25 protein-coding genes and 1 riboswitch are annotated in these 26,119 nt (G+C 54.2%); of the genes, 18 read left to right on the top strand and 7 right to left on the bottom strand.

Annotated elements, in window-relative coordinates:
- Positions 1-7 precede the first annotated feature (7 nt).
- The 4 genes from AAIE03_RS04580 to trhP all read left to right on the top strand — a co-directional run bounded on the left by AAIE03_RS04580 (position 8) and on the right by trhP (position 5,000).
- Entirely contained in the window at positions 8-1,408 is a 1,401-nt protein-coding gene (locus tag AAIE03_RS04580) for an MFS transporter (RefSeq protein ID WP_498562822.1), read from the top strand.
- A complete protein-coding gene (baeS, locus tag AAIE03_RS04575; RefSeq protein WP_015699928.1) occupies positions 1,405-2,793 on the top strand; it encodes an envelope stress sensor histidine kinase BaeS in 1,389 nt (462 codons plus the stop codon). The genes AAIE03_RS04580 and baeS overlap by 4 nt, the downstream gene beginning before the upstream one ends.
- A gap of 6 nt (positions 2,794-2,799) precedes the next feature.
- Positions 2,800-3,507, top strand: coding sequence for an envelope stress response regulator BaeR (gene baeR, locus AAIE03_RS04570; RefSeq protein WP_013026399.1), 708 nt, complete (start codon positions 2,800-2,802; stop codon positions 3,505-3,507).
- Between the two features lie 116 nt (positions 3,508-3,623).
- Positions 3,624-5,000, top strand: coding sequence for a prephenate-dependent tRNA uridine(34) hydroxylase TrhP (trhP, locus tag AAIE03_RS04565; RefSeq protein ID WP_498563163.1), 1,377 nt, complete (start codon positions 3,624-3,626; stop codon positions 4,998-5,000).
- A 38-nt stretch (positions 5,001-5,038) separates the two neighbouring features.
- On the opposite strand, the gene AAIE03_RS04560 is transcribed toward trhP, so the two are convergent.
- The gene (locus AAIE03_RS04560) at positions 5,039-5,170 is read right to left on the bottom strand and encodes a hypothetical protein (RefSeq protein ID WP_019106532.1); all 132 of its coding nucleotides are present in this window, start codon (positions 5,168-5,170) and stop codon (positions 5,039-5,041) included.
- 60 nt (positions 5,171-5,230) lie between these two features.
- On the opposite strand from AAIE03_RS04560, the gene yegS reads away from it, so the two are divergent.
- The 3 genes from yegS to AAIE03_RS04545 all read left to right on the top strand — a co-directional run bounded on the left by yegS (position 5,231) and on the right by AAIE03_RS04545 (position 8,486).
- A complete protein-coding gene (gene yegS, locus AAIE03_RS04555) occupies positions 5,231-6,133 on the top strand; it encodes a lipid kinase YegS (RefSeq protein WP_498562821.1) in 903 nt (300 codons plus the stop codon).
- 156 nt (positions 6,134-6,289) lie between these two features.
- Complete coding sequence (locus tag AAIE03_RS04550) at positions 6,290-7,756, top strand: mannitol dehydrogenase family protein (RefSeq protein ID WP_498563162.1); 1,467 nt, start codon at positions 6,290-6,292, stop codon at positions 7,754-7,756.
- A 43-nt stretch (positions 7,757-7,799) separates the two neighbouring features.
- Positions 7,800-8,486: a GntR family transcriptional regulator gene (locus AAIE03_RS04545; protein WP_015699924.1), complete on the top strand. Its 687-nt coding sequence runs from the start codon at positions 7,800-7,802 to the stop codon at positions 8,484-8,486.
- 34 nt (positions 8,487-8,520) lie between these two features.
- On the opposite strand, the gene thiD is transcribed toward AAIE03_RS04545, so the two are convergent.
- On the bottom strand, positions 8,521-9,321 hold the full coding sequence (gene thiD, locus AAIE03_RS04540) for a bifunctional hydroxymethylpyrimidine kinase/phosphomethylpyrimidine kinase (RefSeq protein ID WP_019106534.1): 801 nt from the start codon (positions 9,319-9,321) through the stop codon (positions 8,521-8,523).
- Positions 9,308-10,150, bottom strand: a complete 843-nt coding sequence (thiM, locus tag AAIE03_RS04535) for a hydroxyethylthiazole kinase (RefSeq protein ID WP_498562820.1) — start codon at positions 10,148-10,150, stop codon at positions 9,308-9,310. Before thiM ends, thiD begins: the two co-directional genes overlap by 14 nt.
- A riboswitch (TPP riboswitch) is annotated at positions 10,140-10,236 on the bottom strand. Its footprint overlaps the gene before it by 11 nt.
- 151 nt (positions 10,237-10,387) lie before the next feature.
- On the opposite strand from thiM, the gene AAIE03_RS04530 reads away from it, so the two are divergent.
- From AAIE03_RS04530 to AAIE03_RS04515, 4 genes are all read left to right on the top strand, one after another.
- Positions 10,388-11,458, top strand: a complete 1,071-nt coding sequence (locus tag AAIE03_RS04530; protein ID WP_019106536.1) for a lysozyme inhibitor LprI family protein — start codon at positions 10,388-10,390, stop codon at positions 11,456-11,458.
- Between the two features lie 89 nt (positions 11,459-11,547).
- Complete coding sequence (locus tag AAIE03_RS04525; protein WP_246875211.1) at positions 11,548-11,952, top strand: hypothetical protein; 405 nt, start codon at positions 11,548-11,550, stop codon at positions 11,950-11,952.
- Between the two features lie 362 nt (positions 11,953-12,314).
- Complete coding sequence (locus AAIE03_RS04520; protein ID WP_072138160.1) at positions 12,315-12,512, top strand: hypothetical protein; 198 nt, start codon at positions 12,315-12,317, stop codon at positions 12,510-12,512.
- A gap of 92 nt (positions 12,513-12,604) precedes the next feature.
- Positions 12,605-13,564: an AEC family transporter gene (locus AAIE03_RS04515; protein WP_014605433.1), complete on the top strand. Its 960-nt coding sequence runs from the start codon at positions 12,605-12,607 to the stop codon at positions 13,562-13,564.
- 47 nt (positions 13,565-13,611) lie between these two features.
- Here the strand turns inward: AAIE03_RS04515 and ahpF are convergent, their stop codons facing one another.
- Positions 13,612-15,180: an alkyl hydroperoxide reductase subunit F gene (ahpF, locus tag AAIE03_RS04510; protein ID WP_014594100.1), complete on the bottom strand. Its 1,569-nt coding sequence runs from the start codon at positions 15,178-15,180 to the stop codon at positions 13,612-13,614.
- 71 nt (positions 15,181-15,251) lie between these two features.
- Positions 15,252-15,815 (bottom strand): alkyl hydroperoxide reductase subunit C, encoded by a 564-nt coding sequence (gene ahpC, locus AAIE03_RS04505; protein WP_013026408.1) that lies wholly within the window; start codon positions 15,813-15,815, stop codon positions 15,252-15,254.
- A 322-nt stretch (positions 15,816-16,137) separates the two neighbouring features.
- Between ahpC and AAIE03_RS04500 the strand changes: the two genes are divergently transcribed.
- Positions 16,138-16,605, top strand: coding sequence for a GNAT family N-acetyltransferase (locus tag AAIE03_RS04500; RefSeq protein WP_014594101.1), 468 nt, complete (start codon positions 16,138-16,140; stop codon positions 16,603-16,605).
- Here the strand turns inward: AAIE03_RS04500 and apbC are convergent.
- Positions 16,602-17,714 carry an iron-sulfur cluster carrier protein ApbC gene (apbC, locus tag AAIE03_RS04495; RefSeq protein WP_014594102.1) on the bottom strand — a complete coding sequence of 371 codons (1,113 nt, stop codon included), beginning with the start codon at positions 17,712-17,714 and terminating at the stop codon, positions 16,602-16,604. The genes AAIE03_RS04500 and apbC overlap by 4 nt on opposite strands.
- 176 nt (positions 17,715-17,890) lie before the next feature.
- On the opposite strand from apbC, the gene metG reads away from it, so the two are divergent.
- The 6 genes from metG to sanA all read left to right on the top strand — a co-directional run bounded on the left by metG (position 17,891) and on the right by sanA (position 24,849).
- The gene (gene metG / locus AAIE03_RS04490) at positions 17,891-19,924 is read left to right on the top strand and encodes a methionine--tRNA ligase (RefSeq protein ID WP_263751767.1); all 2,034 of its coding nucleotides are present in this window, start codon (positions 17,891-17,893) and stop codon (positions 19,922-19,924) included.
- Between the two features lie 118 nt (positions 19,925-20,042).
- The gene (locus AAIE03_RS04485; RefSeq protein WP_014605429.1) at positions 20,043-20,435 is read left to right on the top strand and encodes a CidA/LrgA family protein; all 393 of its coding nucleotides are present in this window, start codon (positions 20,043-20,045) and stop codon (positions 20,433-20,435) included.
- Positions 20,428-21,120, top strand: a complete 693-nt coding sequence (locus AAIE03_RS04480) for a CidB/LrgB family autolysis modulator (protein WP_014594105.1) — start codon at positions 20,428-20,430, stop codon at positions 21,118-21,120. The genes AAIE03_RS04485 and AAIE03_RS04480 overlap by 8 nt, the downstream gene beginning before the upstream one ends.
- A 119-nt stretch (positions 21,121-21,239) precedes the next feature.
- The gene (cdd, locus tag AAIE03_RS04475; protein WP_014594106.1) at positions 21,240-22,130 is read left to right on the top strand and encodes a cytidine deaminase; all 891 of its coding nucleotides are present in this window, start codon (positions 21,240-21,242) and stop codon (positions 22,128-22,130) included.
- 168 nt (positions 22,131-22,298) lie between these two features.
- Complete coding sequence (locus AAIE03_RS04470; RefSeq protein ID WP_014594107.1) at positions 22,299-23,996, top strand: NAD-dependent malic enzyme; 1,698 nt, start codon at positions 22,299-22,301, stop codon at positions 23,994-23,996.
- A gap of 133 nt (positions 23,997-24,129) precedes the next feature.
- Complete coding sequence (gene sanA, locus AAIE03_RS04465; protein WP_014594108.1) at positions 24,130-24,849, top strand: outer membrane permeability protein SanA; 720 nt, start codon at positions 24,130-24,132, stop codon at positions 24,847-24,849.
- Positions 24,850-25,106: 257 nt separating this feature from the next.
- Here the strand turns inward: sanA and mglC are convergent, their stop codons facing one another.
- The gene (mglC, locus tag AAIE03_RS04460; protein WP_013026418.1) at positions 25,107-26,117 is read right to left on the bottom strand and encodes a galactose/methyl galactoside ABC transporter permease MglC; all 1,011 of its coding nucleotides are present in this window, start codon (positions 26,115-26,117) and stop codon (positions 25,107-25,109) included.
- Positions 26,118-26,119: the final 2 nt, after the last annotated feature.

Genomic DNA, 26,119 nt, shown 5'->3' with positions numbered 1-26,119 from the left:
CACTATCATGCAGAGCGTAACTGTCCGTTGGCAGTTATGGATTGTCGCCTTTGGCTTCTTTATGCAGGCGCTGGATACCACGATCGTCAACACGGCGATCCCGTCAATGGCTCAGGATCTGGGCGTGAGCCCGCTGCATATGCATTCGGTCATTGTCGCGTATGTGTTAACGGTGGCGGTGACGCTGCCGCTGAGCGGCTGGCTGGCCGATCGGTTTGGCGTCAGAAATATCTTCTTTAGCGCCATCGTTCTGTTTAGCCTGGGGTCGCTGATGTGTGGGTTATCGAACACGCTGGATCAGCTGCTCGTCGCGCGGGTACTGCAGGGCATCGGCGGCGCCATGATGGTGCCGGTGGGTCGCCTGACGGTGATGCGCATTGTGCCGCGCGATCAATATATGTCTGCAATGACATTCGTCACCCTGCCCGGCCAGGTGGGTCCGCTACTGGGTCCGGCGCTTGGCGGAGTGCTGGTGGAATATGCCAGCTGGCACTGGATTTTCCTGATTAACATCCCGGTTGGTGTGATCGGCGCCATCGCCACCTTAAAGCTGTTACCCAACTACGCCATGCCGCCACGACGCTTCGATTTTCTGGGTTTTATCCTGCTGGCAGTCGGTATGGCAACCCTGACGCTGGCCCTTGATGGTCAGCGCAGCAGCGGCGGCTCTGCGTTGTTGCTGGCGGCGATGATTCTGACAGGAATGGGGTCACTGCTGTTTTACCTGTTACATGCGCGCCATAACGACGATGCGCTGTTTAGCCTGAAGCTGTTTGATAATCGGGTGTTCTCTATTGGCTTACTCGGTAGCCTGGCGGGCCGCATCGGCAGCGGAATGTTGCCGTTTATGACGCCGCTTTTTTTACAGATCGGCATGGGTTTCAGCCCGTTTCATGCCGGTTTGATGATGATTGCGATGGTGCTGGGAAATATGGGCATGAAACGCATCGTAGTCCGTATCGTTAACCTGTTTGGCTACCGCAACGTGCTGGTGGGATCGACGGTGGGCCTGGCGATGGTGGTCTTACTGTTTCCGCTGGTGGCGATGCTGGGCTGGACGGCCATGTTGCCGCTGGTGTTGTTTCTGCAGGGCATGGTGAATGCCATTCGCTTCTCCTCAATGAATACGCTGACGCTAAAGGAGTTGCCTGACGAACTGGCCTCCAGCGGCAACAGTCTGTTATCCATGATCATGCAGCTATCCATGAGTATCGGCGTTACCGTTGCGGGCCTGCTGCTGGGCGCCTTCGGCCAGTCGGCGCTGGGGCACCACGGGCTAAGCCATCAGGCCTTTATCTACGTTTATCTCTGTATGGCCCTGATTATTATTCTGCCTGCGCTGGTGTTCTGGCGCGTTCCGAAAGAAGAGAGTAAAAGCGTCGATCTGCGACGCCGGAGAAGTGAATGAGATCGTTTCTGCGCGTTGGCATTGGTGCCAAGCTGTTTATGGCTATTTTCTCCACCTGCATGCTGGTGCTGATCACCATGCACTGGGGCGTCAGGCTGAGTTTTGAGCATGGCTTCGTGGACTACATTAAACGTGGTAATGAACAGCGACTGAATTTGCTGGGTGCAGCGCTGGCCGATCAGTACGAGCAGCATGGCAACTGGGACTTTCTGCGTAATAATGACCGACTGATTTTTACCATGCTGCGATCGCTGGAACAAAATCCCGACAGCAGTAATCAGCTTCCGCCGCACGGCTGGCGAACCCAATTCTGGGTGCTCGATCAGCAGTACAAAGTGATGGTAGGCCCACGTTCACAGGTGCCGCCAGAAGGCATACGTCATAACATCACCACCAGCAACGGCAAAATCGTGGGCTGGATAATCAGCTCCCCGCCTGAACGCCTGACGCGCAGTACCGATATTAATTTTGATCAGCAACAGCGACGAACCAGTTGGTATATCGTTGGCCTCTCTACCCTGCTTGCCGCGCTGGTGACCTGGCTGATGGCGCGGGGCCTACTGGCGCCGGTCAAAAGGCTGGTGGACGGCACCCATCATCTTGCCGAAGGGAATTTAGCCACCCGGGTTGAGGTCAGCAGTCAGGATGAGCTGGGTCAGTTGGCCCATGACTTTAACCTGTTAGCCCGTTCGCTGGAAAAAAATGAAAGTATGCGCCGGGCATTTATGGCCGATATCTCCCATGAGTTACGCACGCCGCTGGCTATTTTACGCGGTGAACTGGAAGCCATGCAGGATGGCGTTCGTAAGCTGACGCCCGACGCCATTACCTCATTGCAAAGTGAGGTTGCCCTGTTAACCAAGCTGGTTGACGATTTACATCAGCTTTCTCTTTCTGACGTCGGCGCGCTGGCCTACCGCAAGCAGGCGACGGATCTGGTGCAGCTTATTGAGGTCAGCGCAGGCAACTTTACTGAGCGCTACCGGGCTCATGATTTAACGCTACATCTGAACATGCCTGAAGAAGCCCCTTTCTTTGGCGATCCCGATCGCCTGATGCAGTTGTTTATCAACCTGCTGGAAAACAGCCTGCGTTACACCGATGCCGGTGGCGAGGTCCGGGTACGTCTTTGGTATGACGCGCCCGACTGGCGAGTCATCATTGAAGACAGCGCACCCGGGGTGGATGGCGAGCAGCAGGCCAAAATTTTCGAGCGTTTTTTCCGTACCGAAGGTTCACGCAATCGCGCCAGCGGCGGCTCGGGGCTGGGCCTGGCTATCTGTAAAAACATCGTTGATGCGCATGGCGGCACCATAACCGCGACGCACGCTGATTTAGGTGGACTGAAAATCGCGCTACAATTGCGTTATGTTCCTCCCGTTTAGAAGACTATGAATCAGGAAAACGCGTATCCGCTGATCCTTGTGGTTGAAGATGAACCCAAGCTGGCACAACTGATGATTGATTATTTACAGGCATCTAACTACCGGACTCATCACCTGGCGCACGGCAATGAAGTACTGGATTATGTTAACCAGACGCCGCCCGATCTTATCCTGCTGGATTTGATGCTGCCAGGTAAAGACGGGCTGACGCTGTGCCGTGAAATCCGGCGCGACTCTGAACTGCCGATTATTATGGTGACCGCGCGTACGGAAGAGATCGATCGCTTGCTCGGCCTTGAAATTGGCGCAGACGACTATGTCTGTAAGCCGTTCAGCCCGCGGGAAGTGGTTGCGCGCGTCAAAACCATTTTGCGTCGCGTCAAACGCTCGCCAGAAGACGCGCCGGTCGCATCGCTGCTGAAAGTGCACGAAAGCCGCTTTCAGGCCAGCTGGCGCGATGAGCCGCTCGATTTAACCCCCGCTGAATTTCGTTTGTTAAAAACGCTGTCCCTTGAGCCGGGGAAAGTCTTTTCCCGTGAGCAACTGTTAAACCATCTTTATGATGATTATCGCGTGGTCACCGACCGCACCATCGACAGCCATATCAAGAACCTGCGCAGGAAGCTGGAAAATCTGGACAGCGAGCAGCCCTTTATCCGCGCTGTGTACGGCATGGGCTATCGCTGGGAAGCCGATATCTGTCATTTGATTTAGATTGATTCAGATCAATTTACTTCCTTTTTCTCACTGCCTACAATTCCGCATCTTTTGCAGGGTTTAGCCCTGCACGTGCCGCCCAGGCGGCATGCTGACCTGATATCAGTGAGTTCATCATGAAACCAGAATTGCTTTCTCCAGCCGGGACGCTGAAGAATATGCGTTACGCCTTTGCCTACGGCGCGGACGCCGTGTACGCCGGCCAGCCGCGCTACAGCCTGCGCGTGCGTAACAACGAATTCAGCCATGAAAACCTGGCGAAGGGCATTAATGAAGCCCATGAACTGGGTAAAAAGTTTTACGTCGTTGTGAATATTGCCCCGCATAACGCCAAGCTGAAAACCTTTATCCGCGACTTAACGCCGGTGATTGAGATGCAGCCGGACGCGTTGATTATGTCCGATCCCGGATTAATCATGCTGGTGCGTGAGGCGTTTCCGTCCATGCCCATTCACTTATCCGTTCAGGCCAATGCCGTCAACTGGGCAACGGTGAAGTTCTGGCAGCAAATGGGGATAAGTCGGGTGATTTTGTCACGTGAACTGTCGCTGGAAGAGATCGCCGAGATTCGCCAGCAGGTGCCTGAAATGGAGCTGGAAGTGTTCGTACACGGTGCGCTGTGTATGGCCTATTCCGGGCGCTGCCTGCTTTCCGGTTACATGAATAAGCGCGATCCTAACCAGGGAACCTGCACCAATGCCTGCCGCTGGGAATACCAGTTGCAGGAGGCTAAGCAGGATGAGGTGGGGAATATTGTTGAAATCCATCAGCCGGTTACCGTGCAGGACGTCACGCCAACCTTGGGCATCGGCCAACCCAGCGACAAGGTATTTCTGCTGGAAGAGAAGATGAAACCCGGTGAGATGATGAGTGCCTTTGAGGATGAGCACGGCACCTACATTATGAATTCGAAAGACTTGCGTGCCGTGGCGCATGTTGAACGGCTCAGCCAGATGGGCGTTCACTCATTAAAAATTGAAGGCCGGACCAAATCCTACTATTACTGCGCTCGCACCGCTCAGGTCTATCGCAAAGCCATTGACGATGCCGCCGAGGGCAAACCCTTTAATCCCGCTCTGCTGGAAACGCTGGAGGGCCTGGCGCATCGCGGCTACACCGAAGGCTTTTTACGCCGTCATACCCATGACAGCTACCAGAATTACCAGAACGGCTATTCCATCTCGGAACGTCAGCAGTTTGTCGGCGAATTCAGCGGCGAGCTGCGTGATGGCTGGGCGGAAGTGGTGGTGAAAAATAAATTTGCCCTGCACGACAGCCTGGAGATCATGACGCCCGCCGGCAACCTGATTTGTACGCTGGATGCCCTGCAAAACAGCCGGGGCGAGCCGACGGAGGTGGCGCCGGGAGACGGACATCGCGTCTGGATGAAGGTGCCGCCTGATGTTGACCTGCAATTTGCGTTGCTGCTGCGCAACTTTACTGCGGGTCAGGATACACGCGATCCGCACGCCACGCGCGTGCCAGCTTGACACATTTTGACAAAAGCAAGAGTAGGATCACAGACGGCTTAATTTTGCTGTTCTATAGTGCTGCCTGCTACCAATGAGTAACAATTATCAGCAGCTGTAACTGGATCCACCTCATTCACCCGCCCGGCTCCCCCGTGCGGGTTTTCTTTTTTCTCCTTTTCGCCAATCATTTTTCTTCTCCGGCTATGCTATAACCACTCACTACGCTTTAGATCTCCAAGGAACAGATAATGGACAAACAATCGCTTACGCTGCTGATCCTGAACGGTAAAGGCGCAGACAATGATGATCTACGTGAAGCGGTCACTAAGCTGCGCGATGAGGGCTACAACATTGCCGTGCGCGTGACGTATGAAAAAGGCGACGGCGAGCGCTACGTCGAAGAAGCCCTGGAATTACAGGCTGAAACCGTGGTGGCAGGCGGCGGCGATGGCACCGTCAATGAAATCGCCACCGCCCTGGCGTCCGTCAACGTCGCCGACCGTCCTGTCTTAGGCATTATTCCCCTGGGGACGGCCAACGATTTTGCGACCAGCGTCGGCATTCCTGAAGAAATCGAGCCTGCGCTGCGTCTGGCGATTCAGGGCAAAGCCTACGATATCGACCTGGCCCGGGTAAATCAGCATCACTACTTTATCAACATGGCGACCGGCGGCTTCGGTACACGTATTACCACTGAAACGCCGGAAAAACTGAAGTCGGCCTTGGGTGGCGTTTCCTACTTCATTCACGGGCTGATGCGCATGGATACACTCAAGCCCGACAGCTGTGAAATCACCGGACCTGATTTTAGCTGGCAGGGCGATGCGCTGGTCATTGGCATTGGTAACGGCCGTCAGGCTGGCGGCGGTCAGCGTTTGTGTCCCGCTGCGTTGATCAACGACGGCCTGCTCGACATCAGCGTGGTCACCGCGCAGGAGTTACTGCCTACCCTGCTGCACTCACTGACCGGCGGCGATGAGGACAATCCCAGCATTATTTCCACCCGTCTATCGTCCCTGACGATCCGCTCATCGCATGAGATGACGTTTAATCTCGATGGCGAACCGCTGTCCGGACAGGAGTTTACGATTGATGTTATGCCAGGTGCGCTAAGCTGTCGCCTGCCACCGCAGTGCGCCTTGCTGAGCTAAGTTAACCGGGAGTGAAGACTCCCGGTTTAGATGTAAACAGTTCGTGATTGCATTCACAATTTCGTCACGCCAACTTGTATGGTAGTCGCGGGGCGCGTAATTTTTCATCCTTACCGCCGGAATGGCCTGTCGCTCCCTCCGCCACAAGGATGCATGATGCTGCAAATTGACCACCTTCCCGCTGATGTTAAGCGCCCCGCCTACGACCGTAGCCAGCTTAAGACCCGAATGATACACATCGGGTTTGGTGCCTTTCATCGGGCCCACCAGGCGTTATGTAGCGATAAGCTGGCTGAACTGGGCAGCGACTGGGGTTACTGCGAGGTGAATTTGAACAGCGGCGCTCTTATTCAGGCGCTGCGGGAACAGGACCTGCTCTACACGCTGACAGAGAAGAGCGACGATGCTGTAGAAACCCGCGTAATCGGCATTATCACGTCCGCGCTGCATGGCAAAACGGACGGTATCGAGGCCGTCATTGAGGCAATGTGTCAGCCTGACGTGGCGATTGTATCAATGACCGTGACAGAGAAAGGCTACTGTCATCTGCCCGCCAGCGGCGACCTTGACGTTCAGCACGCGGATATTCAGCACGATCTGGCGCAGCCGGACCAGCCGCACTCTCTGCCGGGTCTGATTGTCGCGGCAATCCGCCGCCGCCGTGAACGGGGAGTCGCGCCATTTAGCGTGATGTCCTGCGACAATATGCCAGAAAACGGCCGCGTAACGCGTAATGTCGTGATGCAGCTGGCCCGGCAGTACGATGCCTCCCTGGCTGACTATATCCAACAGAACCTCACCTTTCCCTCCACCATGGTGGACCGTATCGTGCCCGCCATGAATGACGCGGCATTTGACGCCCTGCACCAGCGCATCGGTTCACGGGATCCGGTCGCCGTTGAAGCTGAACCTTTTTTCCAGTGGGTGATCGAGGACCATTTTGTCAGCGGCCGACCGGACTGGGATAAAGCGGGCGCTCAACTGGTGCAGGATGTTCTGCCGTTTGAGCAGATGAAGTTGCGCATGCTCAATGGCAGCCATTCGTTTTTAGCTTACCTTGGCTATCTTGCCGGTTACGAACACATCAGCGACTGTATGGCTGATGACGAGTTTCGCGCAGCGGCACGGGCGCTGATGGTCAATGAGCAGGCACCTACGCTGACCATTCAGGATGTCGATTTATCCGCCTATGCCGATGCGCTTATCGCCCGCTTTGCCAATCGGGCGATTAAGCATCGGACTTATCAGATTGCGACCGACGGGACCCAGAAGCTGCCCCAGCGCTTTCTCGACAGCCTGCGTTGGCATCTGGACCACGGCACGCCATGTCCGTTGCTGCTGCTGGGCATCGCGGCCTGGATGCGCTATGTCAGCGCAGTGGATGAAAAAGGCGAGCCCATTGAGATCCGCGATCCGCTGAACGCGCAACTGGCCACTTGCGTAGCGGAAAGTGATGACGGTGAAGCTCGCGTGCGGGCGTTACTCAACATCAGCAGGGTATTTGGCGACGATCTTGCTAAAAACGATGCGCTGGTGAAACAACTTACCGCCTGTTACCTGCTGCTTGCCGCTCAGGGAGCCCGTGCCAGCGTTCAGCAGGCCATTGCCGGTCCTGAGGTCTGATGCGATCGCCTGATGCCAGGCCGAAGATAAAACGGACAGCGATATGACACTTTCTTACACCATTACCACCAGCGAACCGGTGAATCAGCAGGTTTATCGCTATCTGCGCCGCGATATCGTGACGTGCGTAATTCAGCCGGGCGCACTGCTCTCGGAAAAAGAGGTTTCCGCCCGGTTCAACCTCTCACGTCAGCCGGTGCGGGAAGCCTTTATCAAGCTCGCGGAGGCCGGTCTGGTTCAGATCCTGCCGCAGCGCGGCACCTTTGTGCGCAGGATCTCGGCTAAACGGGTCGAAGATGGTCGTTTCATTCGTGAGGCCGTGGAGATTGCCGTGGTCCGTCGCGCTGCTGAGGAAATCGAAGAGTCAGGGCTGATGGCGCTGGAGCATAACCTGCAACTGCAACGCATCACCGCTGCCCGTGGCGATAGCCAGATGTTCTTAAGCCTGGACGATGAGTTTCATCGCCTCATCGCTGAGAGCATCGGCTGTCCGCTGGCGTGGGAAACGGTTGAAAACATCAAAGCCACCATGGATCGGGTACGCTATTTAACCCTGAATGACGTTGCGCCCGCCGAAACCCTGATAGAACAGCATGATGCTATTTTTGCGGCGCTGAAGGCAAACGATCCCGTCAAGGCTGAGGCGGCGTTGCGCCATCATTTGCAGGCCATGATGTTTTCGATCACCCCAGTCATCAAGCAAAACAGCGCCTGGTTTGAAGAGGATTAACGCCTTGCCAGTCTGCAAGGCGAAACACGATGGGCTACCACCACTGATGGAAATGGTGCACCGGCCCAATCCCGTTGCCCACTTCCAGCGAATCTGCCGCCAGTAATGCCTGCTGCAGCCAGGCTTTCGCTTCACTGATCGTCGCTTCCCAGCTGTCATGCCGGGGACGTAAGGCCGCGAGCGCGGCGGACAGCGTACAGCCGGTGCCGTGCGTATGACGCGTGTTTACCCGTACGCTGCTAAAGCGCTGACGCCCTGCCCGGGTTAGCAGCCAGTCCGGGCTTTCATCACCATCGAGATGACCGCCTTTCATCAGCACTGCCTGGCAACCCAGCGCCAGTAGCGCTTTGCCCTGGGTGAGCATCTCATCTTCATTGAGGGCAACCTGGCATCCCAGCAGTGCAGCGGCTTCGGGCAGGTTTGGCGTAATCAATGAGACCTGTGGCAATAAACGATCTCGCACACAGGCAATCGCATCCGGATTCAGCAGGGCATCGCCGCTTTTAGCCACCATCACCGTATCCAGCACCACAAAGGGAATTTCCCGCCGCTGCAGGCCATGGGCCACCCGCTCGACAATTTCTGTTTCAGACAGCATGCCAATCTTCGCACTGTCGATGCGCACATCATCCAGCACCGAGTCCAATTGGGCGGTCACAAATTCTGGCGCAACACGGTATACCGACTGCACACCGCAGGTATTCTGCGCCACCAGCGCCGTGATCACACTGGTACCGTACGCGCCCAGTGCAGAGAAGGTTTTCAGATCGGCCTGGATACCGGCCCCGCCGCTGGGATCGGTCCCTGCAATCGTCAGGGCATTAATGCGTTTCATCAGGTGCCTCCAGCGTCCAGAGTGCATCCAGGAAAACAGGCGCAAAGCTACCCGGTCCATCTGCATCCTGCGCGGCCTTTTCTCCAGCCAGCGCCATCACCCGACAGGCGCAGGCGATGTTGATCAGTCGGTCACCTGGCAAACAGGCAAAGGCCGCCACCACCGCTGAAAGCGCACAGCCGGTGCCGACCACCCGCGTCATTAACGGCGAGCCGCCCGTAATCGCCCAGGTTCGCTGTCCATCGGTGACATAGTCTACTTCGCCGGTTACGACGACACAGGTATCAAAAGCTTTTGCCAGCTGTTGGGCAGCCTGCAGCGCGGCTTCGGCCGAATGCAGGCTGTCAACACCGCGTCCGCCTTCTGCCTGCTGCGCCAGCGCCAGAATCTCTGAGGCATTGCCGCGAACCACTGCAGGCGACTGCGCGAGTAGCTGCTTGCAAAACGCGGTGCGCAGCGTCAGCGCGCCGACCGCCACCGGATCCAGTGTCCATGGCGTGCCCGCCTGGTTTGCTGCAAGCACCGCAGCCTGCATCGCTTGCTTACGATCGTGGGTTAGCGTACCGACATTGATAAGCAGCGCATCGGCAAGCGCGCTAAACTGCGCCGCTTCGTCAGCGTCGATGACCATGGCCGGAGAGGCATTAAGGGCGAGTAAAACGTTAGCCGTTAGCGTTTGCACCACATCGTTGGTCATACAGTGCACCAGCGGTGACTGACGGCGAAACTGTTGCAGAATGGGCGCGCATTGCGCATCAGAAAGGTGTTGCGGTTGATGTGTCATCAGAGCTCCCAACCGGCGGACAAGAAGGCGAATGCGGTCAGGCATCAGACTTCCCTACGCTGGCATTATCCAGATCAGGTAATACGGGTTTTTCTCAGCCTTCACAAAGAAGGGCACCCCGAGTCGTCAGGTAAATTCACTTTACCCGTCATCAGCATAAGGTTGAGCCACTGGCAAAGCAACCTTGCCCGCATCAAATCAGATCGTTTAATCCGGGTTTATATTCAACACGCCTTCTTGGGCTTATTCTTGAGATAACAATTATTTACTCAGAGTATCCTGATGAAAACTGGCTTCAGCCTGGTCGCATATTTTATAAAACTGGCGTTACTCATGTCAGGATTGATGCTGGCATTTCAGGCGAGTGCCGCCCCCAGTTTTTCATGTGCGCATCCCAGCGCAATCGAAAAGGTGATTTGTCAGAGCCAGACGTTATCGGCAAAAGATCGGTTAATGGCGCATTTTTTTGATCTCGCGAAAAAAAACGCCACGGCCGGACCTTCGGGGCTCATTACCGCACAACGGCAATGGTTAAAAAACCTGACTAAAATGTGTCTCACTGACCCTCAAGAAAAACGCATTGAAGGATACTACGATCAACGGCTTTTTGAACTCGCTGTCATGGTTCTTTATACCCATCATGGCGAAGCCATTAAGCAAATCCGTAAAACAAATCCCGAGTTAGTGAACATATACGAAGCGATTTATCAGTTTACTTCTCTTCCAGCAGGTTCAACCAGGCATAATAAGGTCACCGAACTCATTCGACCCGCTTTCGAAGTAACAGATAACCACATATTCGAAGATAAAATTCCTGATGCAGAAAGCGCAGCAGAAAATACCAACAACTTCGGCATGTTTCTCTGGCTCATTGCCGAAAATAATCCAGAATCACTTATTATCCCCTGCGAGGCATTTTTACGGCATCCACAAAATATCGTCTGGCTGGAACCGCTGGCCGGTGGTGCAATTGACAGCCGAACCCCCATCAGTGACTGCGAACAAACTCAACCCACACTGCCGTTGTTTAAGCAATTTATTCATCTGGCGGAAGATGCCACCCCTGTTAGCACAGGGACCATTCGTTTTACAATTTATGCCATTACACGGGCGGAAATTTCAGCCACGTTAAGTCACAGCATGAAGTTTTTAAAGTCCATCCAATACGGAAAAAATAGCTTATCTGACGACGCACAGCAGTTTATCAAGCAGCATACTGAAGGCTACCAGAATAGCCTTATTGAGCTGACACACTACTACCAACATGCGTTTAACATGCCGGCGGATACGGCGAATAGCGAAGCCAGACGTTCAATCACGATCCTGCTGAATAACATTACCGATGATGAGTAATAAAAAATGCAAAAAGACGATGAAGCGCCATCTAATATCAAAGGCTTAATTAGCTTACCGCTGATTGTGTGATTGCACTCCTGATGATTATGGCTTATACATCTGTGTCTTCTGGTACATTTATCTTTTCTTTAATAGGGGGCACTTTAATATTAATAAGTTGGGCAATGTGGTTAATATGCGAACTTGTTGCATCTATTTGGGAACGCCGTTGGAAAGATGTCGCGAAAGTTATTTCCCTGCCATTCATTTTCGCTGGCTTAGTGTTCCTTTCTCTCACAGAAATTAACTATATCAAGCTCTTTTTTATTTACCCCAGTTATTATCCCCTTTTTGATATTGCACAATACTACACTCATCAGCCAGTCATCATAAAATGGGATGAGTTTAATGAGGGATTTACCGATCTCGTCTATGCACCTGAAGGTCAGTGGCAAGCCGAGTGCATTTTTGACCGCTGTTCAAAAAACGTGATCCCGAGCTTAGTATCGTGACCCAACCGTTGATTGGCCACTTCTATCTTCAGGATACGTTATGGCGTTAACGCCTGTTCAACTGATCAGGGTCGTCATCACCTTATGGTTTCTCTCTGCAAAGCTTTGCGTTGATATGAAAAATTCTCTGCAACCTTTTGCATGATCTGGATCAACTCCCTTCCCTACAAAAAAAGGCTTAATGCTGCGGGCTAAAAATTCTCAAGTAATAGCAGTAGAGTTATTAACACTATTAAGTAATATTTTTCACCATTATTACATCGCCCGGAAATTAACAAGCCTGCCTACAACATCGCAACAATAAATATTCAAATAATATAGTTAAAAATTACCAGAACACTTCATCCTTTACAGGAAGCATGATGCGATTCTTAGCGCTTATTCCTCATCGTCACCGATGGACCGACATTAGTATCACCCGTCAGGGTGCGGTTTCTCCTTCTGGCCGATATTATTATTCCACCTATCTTTCTGCCCGCTGCCAATGTTGCGATACGGTTATCCATCGGGTTTATTACCGCGATATCAGTGATGATCAGGCGCGTCGCTGGCTGGGATGATCTGGCTGACCGCGCGCCCTGTTTTGCCAGGTTACGTGGTTGAAGCAATTTGATAGTCTTGCGGTTACTGAGTCACTGGATTGCTTACACTTATGCCATTCCTGCTGGATACACTAGGACACCAGATCTACCTTTCCGCCCCGTTGTTTATCCTGATTTTTCTGGGATTCTGCCTTATCCGGTTTGGCAGATGGCCCGTTACCGTCAGCGAAGGCATGAACCGTTTTGTGTTCAATGTCGCCCTGCCCTGCATGCTGTTTCGCATCATGAGTGATTTTTATAACAGTCCACCGGTCGATGTACGCCTGCTGCTGGCGTTTTTTGGCAGTTGCCTGTTGGTCTTCATTGTGGGACGGATTGTCGCATCGCGCCTGTTTCAGTTGGATGGCGTAGCCGGATCGGTTTTTGCCCTGGGCGGCGTGTTCTCGAACAACGTGATGCTGGGGATTCCGGTTGCTACCGTCCTGCTTGGTCAAGCGGCACTCCCCTCCGTCGCGCTGGTGCTGGTGTTTAACAGCCTGATTCTCTGGACCTTGCTGACGGTATCGGTGGAGTGGTCCAAACAGGGCAGTTTCTCACTGGGGGGGTTTAAACGAACCTTGATCAGCGTGCTGAAAAACCCATTAATCATTGGTATTTTGTCCGGCACGACCTGGAGTCTGCTACAGCGGCCGCTTCCCGTTATTGCCGCTGAACCCCTACGCATGCTGGCATCGATTGCCGCGCCTCTGTCCCTGATTACCCTTGGCATGAGCCTGGCGCACTACCGGATTCGGGAAGGCTTAAAAGAGAGTTACACCATCTGTGCGTTGAAACTGATTCTGCAACCGCTGTGCGTCTGGGCTATTGCCTGGCTGACCGGGTTACCCGCGCTGGAAAGCAAAGTGGTGGTGCTGCTGGGATCCATGGCGGTGGGCGTGAACGTCTATCTGATGTCGCAGAAATTTAATGTGATAACCGGACCGACGGCCGCGAGCATGCTGTTTTCCACGCTTTTTGCTGCCATTACTACACCGTTATGGATGATGCTGATGACGCTGGCCGGATATTAAAAAGCCCCGCAACACAGGTTACAGGGCTTTCGTCTTACGCGTAAAACTTAGTGCGCAGGCTGGGTGCGAATCAGGTAATCAAACGCGCTCAGTGAGGCTTTTGCTCCTTCACCGCTGGCGATGATGATCTGCTTATAAGGAACGGTGGTGCAGTCCCCTGCGGCGAAAACGCCTTTCAGGCTGGTTTCACATTTCGCATCGATCATGATTTCGCCCATCTTGTTGCGCTCAACCGCGCCTTCCAGCCAGTTGGTGTTAGGCAGCAGACCGATCTGCACGAAAATGCCCGACAGCGCCAGCTCATGAGTAGTCTGGTTAGTGCGATCCAGATATTGCAGGCCCGTCACCTTACTGCCATCGCCTTTCACTTCCGTGGTTTGTGCATTCAGAATCACATCCACGTTTTTCAGGCTGCGCAGTTTGTCCTGCAGCACTTTATCTGCACGCATTTCACTGGCGAACTCCAGCAGCGTCACGTGTTCAACAATGCCCGCCAGATCGATTGCGGCTTCTACGCCGGAGTTACCGCCGCCAATGACCGCCGTGCGTTTGCCTTTAAACAGCGGGCCGTCGCAGTGTGGGCAGTACGTCACGCCTTTGGTGCGATATTGCTCTTCGCCAGGCACGCCCATGTTGCGCCAGCGCGCACCGGTGGCAAGAATGATACTGCGCGATTTCAGCACCGCGCCGGAGGCCGTTTCAATAGCGTGCAGGCCGCCTTTCACCGCTGAGGGAATCAGTTTAATCGCGCTCTGGCTGTCAATGATGTCAACGTTGTAATCATCCACGTGAGCGCGCAGGGCACCGGCCAGTTTGGCCCCTTCCGTTTTCTGTACGGAAATGTAGTTTTCAATATCGACTGTATCCAACACCTGTCCACCAAAGCGCTCGCCCAGTAACGCGGTGCGAATCCCTTTACGTGCGGAGTAGATAGCCGCGGCGGCGCCCGCCGGACCGCTGCCCACGATCAGAACCTCGTAAGCCTCACGCTTGTTCAGCTCTTCTGCGGCACGCTTATCTGCATTGGTGTCGACTTTGCTGACAATCTCCGCCAGGCTCATGCGGCCCTGACCGAATTCTTTGCCATTCAGATAGACAGCGGGCACGCCCATCACATTGCGTTCCTGAATTTCATTCTGGAACAGGCCACCGTCAATGGCGGTGTGGCTGATGCGTGGGTTTAACACCGCCATCAGATTTAATGCCTGCACCACATCCGGACAGTTGTGGCACGACAGTGAATAATAGGTTTCGAAATGGAAATCCCCATCCAGCGCCGCAATCTGGTCGAGCAGGCTTTGCGCTTCTTTAGAGGGATGCCCACCGGTCTGTAGCAGTGCCAGTACCAGTGAGGTAAATTCATGACCCAGCGGCGAACCGGCAAAACGCGGCCCCTGATCAGCGCCTGGGTTAGTAATTAAAAACGAGGGCTTACGCACCTGACGATCGTTCTCTTCACGAAAGCTGACCTTGTCAGACAGGCTCGCGATATCGACCAACAAATTGCGAATCTCCGTTGATTTCGCGCCATCATCCAGCGTCGCAATCAACTCCACAGGCTTGGTGAGTTTCTCAAGATAGGCTTTGAGCTGTGTTTTTAAATTGGTATCAAGCATAGTGAGTTCCTGGTCAAAAAATCGGGTGCCGCAGCACCCGATGAGAAAATGATCGACGTATCGATGCGAAATTAGATTTTGCCAACCAGGTCCAGAGACGGTGCCAGAGTGGCATCACCTTCTTTCCATTTCGCCGGGCACACTTCACCTGGGTGAGACGCCACATACTGTGCCGCTTTCACTTTGCGCAGCAGATCAGACGCGTCACGGCCGATACCTTCAGCAGTGATTTCTACTGCCTGGATCACGCCCTGTGGATCAACGATAAACGTACCACGATCCGCCAGACCTTCGTCTTCGCGCATGATGTCGAAGTTGCGGGTCAGCGCGCCAGTTGGGTCACCAATCATCGCATATTTGATTTTCGCGATGGTGTCGGAAGAACCGTGCCAGGCTTTGTGGGTAAAGTGGGTATCGGTAGACACGGAATAGATGTCCACGCCCATTTTCTGGAACTCTTCGTAGTGATCCGCTACGTCGCCCAGTTCGGTTGGGCAAACGAAAGTGAAGTCAGCAGGATAGAAGAAGAAAACACTCCATTTACCTTCAACGTCTTTCTCGGTTACATCAATGAATTCGCCGTTTTTGAATGCGCTGTTTTTGAACGGCTTAATTTTGGTATTGATAATGGACATGTGATGGCCTCCTTTAGAATATGTGATGCAGATTACAAATTTTTCGGGCCAACATCTAATAAGCCCTCGTTATCAATAAAATAAACGAAAGCTATCAAACGCCGATCGTCTTGATCTTTCAGGGAAAAAACCGACTTTACGGCGGCAACGCTCGCTGCGAAATCACGTTTTACTTGCTTATGCGTGAAATCCAGCGCCTGAAATTCACCACCCGTTCCTGTCTCCCCGAAAGGCACCGCCCAGCAGTGTACAGTGAAAGAGATGACATTTGTTCTGCTTTTGCTTTTTTGGCAATCCCTGCCATGTTTGTTAAAAAGGATTAATGGAGCGCGATGTGCATATTCGACTGTTTACTGAGGCTGACCGCCCTTTTCTGCGAACCTTGTATCTGGCGGCACGCCGCCATAACTGGGACTGGATTGAAAACGAGGACTGGCAGCTTGAAGATTTCGATCAGATCATCCCCGGCGAGACGGTTCTGGTTGCAGAACTGGACGGTCATCGGGTGGGGTTTGCCGGGCTGATGGAAAACGATAATTTTCTGCACAGCCTGTATGTCGATCCGGCTTATCAGGGCCGTGGCGTAGGCAGCGCGCTGCTTAATGAGGTTCAGGGGCGCTTCACCTCGACGGGTGCGCTAAAGTGCCTGGAAATGAACAAAGCCGCACAAACATTTTATTTGCAGCGCGGCTGGAAAATCATTTCGCAGGGTGAGAGCGAACAGGGGAATTATGTGCTGATGCACTATCCTCAGCCATCGCTCTACACCAGCGAGGCCAGCGGGCGTTAAAGCGCGCGAAACGCGATATCGCCCGGAATCACCTCGCCCTGCCAGTAGAGCTGAGCCGCCACCCGGCCGGCAAGCTGGCGATAAAGTGCCGCGAACTCGCTGTGTGGACGACGGATCACAGTGGGTTCGCCATCGTCGAGGTCTTCACGCAGGTGAATATGCAACGGTAGCTGCGCCAGCAGCCGGGTACCATAGTCATCCACCAGCCGTTGCGCGCCGCCGGTGCCAAAGATTGGCTCGTGATGGCCGCACTCGCTGCAAATATGAATACTCATATTTTCCACAACGCCCAGTACCGGCACGTTCACCTTCTCAAACATTACCATCCCCTTACGCGCGTCGATAAGCGCAATATCCTGCGGCGTGGTGACCACCAGCGCGCCGGTGACCGGTACGCTTTGCGCCAGCGTAAGCTGAATGTCGCCGGTGCCCGGCGGCATATCCAGCACCAGATAATCCAGCTCTGGCCACTGGGTTTCGGTAAGCAGCTGCATGAGCGCTTTACTGGCCATCGGGCCGCGCCAGACCATCGCATTATCATCTGTTACCAGATAACCGATGGAGTTGGTTGCCAGCCCGTGCGACATAACAGGGGCCATATGCTTACCGTCTGGCGACGTTGGCCGCTCTTTTTCACACCCCAGCATGTTGGGCACGGACGGGCCATAAATGTCGGCGTCCAGAATGCCTACGCGTGCCCCTTCTGCAATTAACGCCAGGGCCAGATTAACTGCCGTGCTCGATTTACCCACGCCGCCTTTGCCAGAGCTGACGGCAATAATGTTCTTCACGCCGTTAACGCCGGGGTGATTTTTAACCCGCTTCAGGGTGGCGATATCATGACTGAGACGCCAGTCGATAGCCTGCGCGCCACTGAGGCGCAGCAGCTCAGCACTGGTTTCTGCTTTCACCTCTTCAAACGCCCCGTTCCAGGCGAACGGCATCAGCAGTTCAATGTGCAGCGTGCCGTCCAACAGGGCTACGTGGTGTAACGCCTTGAGTGCAATGAGGTTACGTTGAAGCGTCGGATGTTCAAAGCCGCTCAGTACGCCGGCCACAACGGCGCGTAAAGCTTCTGGTGTATGCGGTTCCCGGGATTGCGCTGTCATCCCCACTCCTTTTTCTGCTAGGCCTGCGCTGTGTTTCAGCGATGTACTAACAATACTATCAGATGCCGATCGTTTCGCGGGCTGTCGCGCACGGGAAATCCCTTATGTTTACGCGGCTGTGCCCATCGGTTACCATCTAAGCCCGTTTTTTTACTTAACTGAAAGCTACGCAAACTATGACTCAAGTCGCTAAAAAAATTCTGGTAACCTGCGCCCTGCCTTACGCAAACGGCTCAATTCATCTCGGCCACATGCTCGAGCATATCCAGGCGGACATTTGGGTGCGTTATCAGCGAATGCGTGGCAATCAGGTTTATTTCATCTGCGCCGATGACGCTCACGGTACGCCGATCATGCTGAAAGCCCAGCAGCTGGGTATTGCGCCGGAGCAGATGATTGCTGAAATGAAGCAGGAGCATGAAACAGATTTCGCCGGTTTCAACATCAGCTATGACAATTACCATTCCACGCATGGCGATGAGAACCGTGAGCTCGCCGGGCTGATTTACGGCCGCCTGAAAGAGAACGGTTTCATTAAAAACCGGACCATCTCTCAGCTGTACGATCCGGAAAAAGGCATGTTCCTGCCTGACCGTTTTGTTAAGGGAACCTGCCCAAAATGTAAGTCACCTGACCAGTACGGCGATAACTGCGAAGTGTGTAGCGCGACCTACAGCCCGACTGAACTGATCGATCCGAAATCTGTGGTGTCGGGTGCAACACCCGTGCTGCGTGATTCCGAGCATTTCTTCTTCGATCTCCCCTCGTTCAGTGAGATGTTGCGTGCCTGGACCCGTTCTGGCGCACTGCAGGAGCAGGTCGCGAACAAAATGCAGGAGTGGTTCGAATCCGGTCTACAACAGTGGGATATCTCGCGCGATGCGCCGTATTTTGGCTTCGAAATCCCTGGCGCGCCGGGCAAATATTTCTACGTCTGGCTGGATGCGCCTATCGGCTACATGGGATCCTTTAAGAACCTGTGTGACAGACGTGGCGATATTAACTTTGACGAATTCTGGCAGCAGGATTCCACCACGGAGCTGTATCACTTCATCGGTAAAGACATTGTCTACTTCCACAGCCTGTTCTGGCCGGCCATGCTGGAAGGCAGCGGTTTCCGCAAGCCGACTAACCTGTTCGTGCATGGCTACGTCACCGTCAACGGTGCAAAAATGTCGAAGTCGCGTGGAACCTTTATCAAAGCCAGCACCTGGTTACAGCACCTGGATGCCGACAGCCTGCGCTACTACTATGCGGCCAAGCTCTCTTCACGCATTGATGACATCGACCTGAATCTGGAAGATTTTGTTCAGCGCGTTAACGCCGATATCGTTAACAAAGTCGTCAACCTGGCCTCACGTAATGCCGGTTTTATCACCAAACGCTTTGACGGCAAGCTGTCAGCTGAGCTGGCCGATCCGGCGCTGTATCAAACCTTCCTGGACGCATCTGAGAAGATTGGTGAGGCCTGGGCCAGCCGTGAATTTGGCCGTGCCATTCGTGAAATCATGGCGCTGGCCGATCTGGCTAACCGCTATGTGGATGAGCAGGCGCCGTGGGTGGTGGCGAAGCAGGAAGGCCGCGATGCAGACCTGCAGGCCATTTGCTCGATGGGCATTAACCTGTTCCGGGTGCTGATGACCTGGCTGAAACCGGTCATGCCGTCGCTGAGCGCGCGCGCCGAAGCGTTCCTGAACACTGAGCTGCACTGGGATGCCATTCAGCAACCGCTGCTGAACCATCAGGTTGCGCCGTTCAAGGCCCTGTATGGCCGAATCGAAATGGCGAAGGTCGACGGCCTGATTGAGGCGTCAAAAGCGGATGCGGCAGACGCCAATAAACCCGCGGCGACCGGCCCGCTGGCCGATGCGCCGATTGGCGATACCATTACCATTGATGATTTTGCCAAAGTCGATATGCGCGTGGCGCTGATTGAGAAAGCGGAATTCGTCGAAGGCTCGGACAAGCTGCTGCGTCTTGAACTGGATCTAGGCGGCGAGAAGCGCCAGATTTTCTCCGGTATTCGTGCGGCCTATCCCGATCCGGCGGTACTGGTTGGCAAAATGACCATTATCGTGGCCAACCTTGCGCCGCGTAAAATGCGGTTTGGCGTGTCAGAAGGCATGGTGCTGTCTGCCGGTCCCGGCGGCAAAGATCTGTTTGTCCTGTCCGTAGACAGCGGCGCGGTGCCCGGCATGCCGGTGAAATAGTCCGTTGGCCATCCTCTGCGGTTTACCGCCGGGGATGGCGCTTCAGCCACACCGCTGATTGCTGGCGGGCCTGACCGTTAGTGCGTATGATAAACCCCGTTAAAAACAGGAGCCTGTCATGCACACCGTGCTAACGATGAGTTGGCGTTATCTGCGCGCTTTTATCATTATCTATCTTTGCTTATATGCCGGAAACGGCGTGGCCCTGCTGCTGCCCATCACCCTGCCCGGCAGCATTATTGGCATGCTGATTCTGTTTGCGCTGCTTGCATCGCAAATCCTGCCCGTGCGTTGGGTCAAACCGGGTTGCCATCTGATTATTCGCTATATGGCGCTGCTGTTTGTGCCCATCAGCGTTGGCGTCATGAATTACACCGATATTCTTACCGCGCAGTTCGGTCCTGTTGTGGTCTCCTGTCTTGTCAGTACCTTCGCTGTCCTGGCCATTGTAGGGTTAAGCGCGCATAAGCTGCATTCGCGCCCCGTGATCAAAGGGGGCAACGATGAGTGATATCTGGTGGTCATTGCCCCTCACTGTCGGGGCTTTTTTGCTGGCGCGCAAGCTGGCGGCAACGCTGAAAATTCCCTTGCTGAACCCGCTTCTGGTCTCCATGGCGGTGATTATTCCCCTTCTGCTGTTACTGCACATGCCTTATGCCCGCTACTTCGCAGGCAGCGAGATACTGAATCAACTGTTGCAGCCCGCCGTCGTGGCCCTGGCACTGCCGCTGTATGAGCAGATGCATCAAATTCGCGCCCGCTGGAAATCCATTATTGGCGTCTGCGTGATCGGCAGCCTGACGGCGATGATTTCAGGCACCGCCATCGCGCTGTGGATGGGCGCCACACCAGAAATCGCCGCCACGATTTTGCCGAAATCGGTTACCACGCCGATCGCCATGGCGGTTTCAGCCTCACTGCACGGCATTCCCGCCATCAGCGCAATTTGTGTCCTGATTGCGGGCGTGCTGGGCGCCGTGTTTGGTCATATGTTGCTTAATCTGCTGGGAGTGAAAAGCAAAGCCGCACGCGGGCTGGCGATTGGCAATGCCTCGCATGCGTTGGGAACGGCCAGGGCAGCGGAGCTTGATTTTCAGGAAGGTGCCTTCAGCTCGCTGGCGCTGGTGATCTGCGGCATCATCACCTCGTTGCTCGCCCCCTTTATTTTCCCGCTGCTGCTGCACTGGTTTGGCTAAAACTTTGGGAGAGATCTCGCAAAGTTGAAAACTGTAAGACATGTTGCATTGTCAGAGAGACAGAGATCACATATAAACCGATGTCTGGCACATTGCCCTGATGATTGAATGAGGCTTCCATGCATCCACGTTTCCACTCTGCCTTTGAAGTACTTCCAGCCACTCTGCAAACCGCGCTGCGTCCGGTGCTGAGCGAGCCGGGATTTGACGCGATGCTGCAGGCCGATCAGGTCACCTTGTTGCAAGAGCAAACTCAACTGGATGCCGATGCGCTGGCGCTGGCGCTGCTGCCGGTTGCCGCTGCCTGCGCGGTTGCCACGCTTTCACATTTTAACGTCGGCGCGATTGCGCGCGGCGTCAGCGGCAACTGGTATTTCGGCGCCAATATGGAATTTGCCGGCGCGACCATGCAGCAAACCGTTCATGCTGAACAGAGCGCCGTCACCCATGCCTGGCTGCGCGGTGAATCCCGTCTGGAGACCATTACTGTCAATTACACCCCCTGCGGTCACTGTCGCCAGTTTATGAATGAACTTAACAGCGGCACAGATATTCGCATTAGCCTGCCGCAGCGCGCGGTGCATACGTTGGCGCACTATCTGCCTGACGCATTCGGCCCAGGCGATCTGAATATCACCGAACGCCTGATGGATGATGTGGACCAGGGTTATGTTGCAACGGGCGATGCGCTGTCTCAGGCCGCCGTCAAGGCGGCTAATCGCAGCCATGCGCCTTACAGTCGGGCGTTCAGCGGAGTGGCGTTACAGACCGCCTCCGGCCGGATTTTCAGCGGACGCTATGCAGAAAACGCCGCCTTCAATCCTAGCCTGCCGCCTTTGCAGGCCGCGCTGATTCTACTGAATATGGCGGGGGAATCCTGCCACGATATTCAGGCCGCCGCATTAGCCCAGACGCCGCAGCCAGCCCTGGATCAGTTCTCTGCAACTCAGGCCACCCTGCACGCCCTGGGTTGCGATAACCTGACGCACCTTACGCTGGCAAAAGCGTAAGGTGAGGCACGGTTTTAAACAGTTTCTAAATCTTTTATTTACAAAAGCTGTACATCGGCCAGAAATTTCATAGGATCTGGCGCCAGGTCTTCGTCATCACAATAAAACTGGCGTCACCCTACTCTTTGATTATTGCGCCAGGAAAACTTGCAACCGGAGCATGACTGCATGGAACTCGAATACGAAAGTAAACGCCCGCTATACATTCCTTATGCTGGCCCTATATTGCTGGAATTTCCGCTGCTGAATAAAGGCAGTGCCTTCAGCATCGAAGAGCGCAATGAATTTAACCTCAATGGCTTACTGCCAGAAGCGGTAGAATCCATCGAAGAGCAGGCAAAACGCGCATGGCGTCAGTTTCAGGACTTCAAAAACAACAACGATAAACATGTCTACCTGCGCAACATTCAGGATACCAACGAAACGCTGTTTTATCGTCTGCTGGACAACCATCTCGAAGAGATGATGCCGATTATTTACACGCCAACCGTCGGTGCCGCCTGCGAACACTTCTCAGAAATTTATCGCCGCGCGCGTGGCGTGTTCATCTCCTATCCCAACCGTGCGCACATCGAAGACATGCTGCAAAACGCCACCAAACAAAATGTGAAAGTGATTGTGGTCACTGACGGTGAGCGCATCCTTGGCCTGGGCGATCAGGGCATCGGTGGCATGGGCATTCCAATCGGTAAGCTGTCACTGTACACCGCCTGTGGCGGCATCAGCCCGGCTTATACCCTGCCGGTGGTGCTGGATGTGGGCACCAATAACCAGCAGCTGCTCAACGATCCGCTGTACATGGGCTGGCGCCATCCCCGTATCACGGGCGAAGAATATGACGAGTTTGTAAACGAGTTTATTCAGGCCGTGAAACGCCGCTGGCCAAAAGTGCTGTTGCAGTTCGAAGATTTTGCACAGAAAAACGCCATGCCACTGCTGGAGCGCTATCGTGACGAAGTGTGCTGCTTCAATGATGACATTCAGGGTACCGCTGCGGTCACCGTTGGCACCCTGATTGCCGCGAGCCGTGCAGCAGGCAGCCGCCTGTGCGAGCAGAAGGTTGTCTTCCTGGGCGCGGGTTCAGCCGGTTGTGGTATTGCCGAACAGATCATCGCACAGATGAAATCGGAAGGTCTGAGCGACGACGAAGCCCGTCGTCGCGTCATGATGGTGGATCGCTTTGGTTTGCTGACCGACAAACTGCCTAACCTGCTCGATTTCCAGAGCAAGCTGGTGCAGAAAAGCGACAACCTGAAAGACTGGGATACCTCAAATGATGCGATCTCACTGCTGGACGTGGTGCGTAACGCACAGCCAGACATCTTAATCGGTGTGTCAGGTCAGCCTGGGCTGTTCACAGAAGAAATCATCCGTGAGATGCACAAGCATTGCAAACGTCCAATCGTGATGCCGCTTTCTAACCCAACGTCTCGCGTTGAGGCCACGCCGGCAGACATTATTGCCTGGACCGATGGTGCCGCCCTGGTCGCTACCGGTAGTCCGTTCTCACCGGTTTCGTGGAACGGTAAGACCTACCCGATCGCGCAGTGTAATAACTCCTACATCTTCCCTGGCATTGGCCTGGGCGTGATTGCGTCTGGCGCATCGCGTGTCACCGATACCATGCTGATGACGGCCAGCCGTGCTCTTGCGGATTGTTCACCGCTGGTGAACGATGGTGAAGGCCCGGTTCTGCCTGAAATTAAAGATATTCAGGGCGTGTCGAAGATTATCGCGATGGAAGTGGGCAAAGCTGCCCAGCTCGCGGGCGTCGCGGTGGTGACTTCAGAAGACGTGCTCTCACAGTCTATCGCCAATAATTTCTGGCTGCCTCAATACCGCCACTACCGCCGTACCTCTATCTAAAAACTCGGCGCTGGATCCCTGCGGATCCAGCGCTGCTTAAATTTACACCAGCCAGACGGGGTAAACTTGCTTAGCGGGTGACGCTCAAGTAGCCTTGTCCCACCCAAACTTCGGATCTCGAGTGCTCAGGCGCATGTTGAAACGCGTTTTCATTGCTCTGCTTTTCATCATCTTAACGATGGTGGCGACGGCGCTCGGCCTGGACCGCTGGATCAGCTGGAAAACGGCACCCTATATCTATGACAACCTTGCATCCCTTCCCCACCGTCAGGTCGGGGTGGTACTGGGCACGGCCAAATATTATCGCACCGGCGTGATTAACCAGTATTACCTGTACCGCATGCAGGGCGCGCTTAACGCCTATAACAGTGGAAAGGTGAACTACCTGCTGCTGAGCGGGGACAATGCGCAGCAAAGCTACAACGAACCCATGACTATGCGGCGCGATCTCATCAAAGGTGGCGTCGATCCTGCTGATATTGTGCTGGACTATGCGGGCTTCCGTACGCTGGATTCTATCGTCCGTACGCGTAAGGTATTCGACACCAACGACTTTATTATCATTACCCAACGTTTTCACTGCGAACGGGCGCTGTTTATTGCCCTGCACCTGGGGATTCAGGCGCAGTGCTATGCGGTTCCGTCTCCTAAAAATATGCTCAGCGTACGAATGCGTGAAGTCGGTGCGCGGCTGGGTGCGCTGGCCGATCTGTTTTTACTGAAGCGCGAACCGCGTTTCCTTGGCCCGCTGGTGCCGATCCCGGCTGTACATGAAGTTCCTGAAGATGCACAGAGCTATCCTGCCGTGACGCCAGAACAGCTACTGGAACTGGAACAGAAACGCCGTCAGTAATTCATCCCGTTTACCCGCGTTTCAGTAACAGATGAGCCCGGAATGGCTTATGGCTCCCCCGCCCGCCTGATGCTGCTGTCAGAAATGAAACGGGAAGGCTGCGGCGACGTCCGCCAGCCAATTCAGGGTTGCGCACCGTGACGTTGAGCCTGTGCCATGAAAGAAACAGCGCCCCGACGATGAGCGAACCCCACAACACCGCGTAAAAGGGCGCAAAAAAAGCGGCCCTGAGGCCGCTTGCATCATTGCCACTGCTGTTATTTTTTACGCGAGTACTTCAACGAGTCGAGCGCCACAGCGAAGATAATGATGCCGCCCTTGATGATGTACTGCCAGTAAGGGTTGATACCGATATAGGTCAAACCGTAGTTGATGACGGTGAAGATCAGCACCCCGGTCACCACACCGGCCACCGTACCGACACCACCGGCAAAGGACACGCCACCGACTACGCAGGCTGCGATAGCATCCAGTTCATACATGAAACCGAGGTTATTCGTGGCTGAGCCGATACGACCCGCTTCCAGCATACCGCCGAAGGCATAAAACACGCCTGACAAGGCATAAATCAGGATCAGGTTCAGGTTAACGTTCACACCTGACACTTTTGCCGCTTCCGGGTTACCCCCGATAGCAAAAATGTTTTTACCAAAGCGCGTTTTGTTCCACAGAATCCAGACAAACACGACAGCAATCGCTGCATAGAAGGTGATGTAAGACAGTTTGAAATCACCGAAACGAAGGAAGCCTTGTGTGAAAGTTGAGAAGCCATCATAGAAGCCCGCAATCGGTGAGGCCCCAACGAAGTCGTAATACAGTGAGTTAATGCCATAAACGATGATCATGGTACCCAACGTAGTGATAAAAGGCGTCACTTTCAGATAGGCAATAATGACACCATTCACCAGACCAATAACGGCACCAATCACACAAACAATCAGGATAACGACCGGAATCGGCACGGTTTCCAGATGCGGAAACACTTTGTTGACGTTATCCATGGATTGCAGCAATGAGGCGGCCACAATGGCGGCCAGCCCCACCTGACGCCCGGCAGACAGGTCAGTACCCTGGGTCACAATCAGCCCCGCCACGCCCAGCGCGATAATAATACGCACCGAAGACTGGGTCAGAATGTTACTCAGGTTCATTAAACTTAAAAATGTCGGATCCTGGAAAATAATAACAGCCAGTAGTACCAGCAGTACGACATAAATGCCGCCCTCTTTCAGCCAGGTTAGCGCATTCTTTTTTGTAGTCGCTTTCATGT

Source organism: Pantoea sp. Ae19-2, from assembly GCF_059801205.1.
Note: the sequence above shows the minus strand (reverse complement) of the source record. Positions and strands in the feature narration are given on the sequence as shown.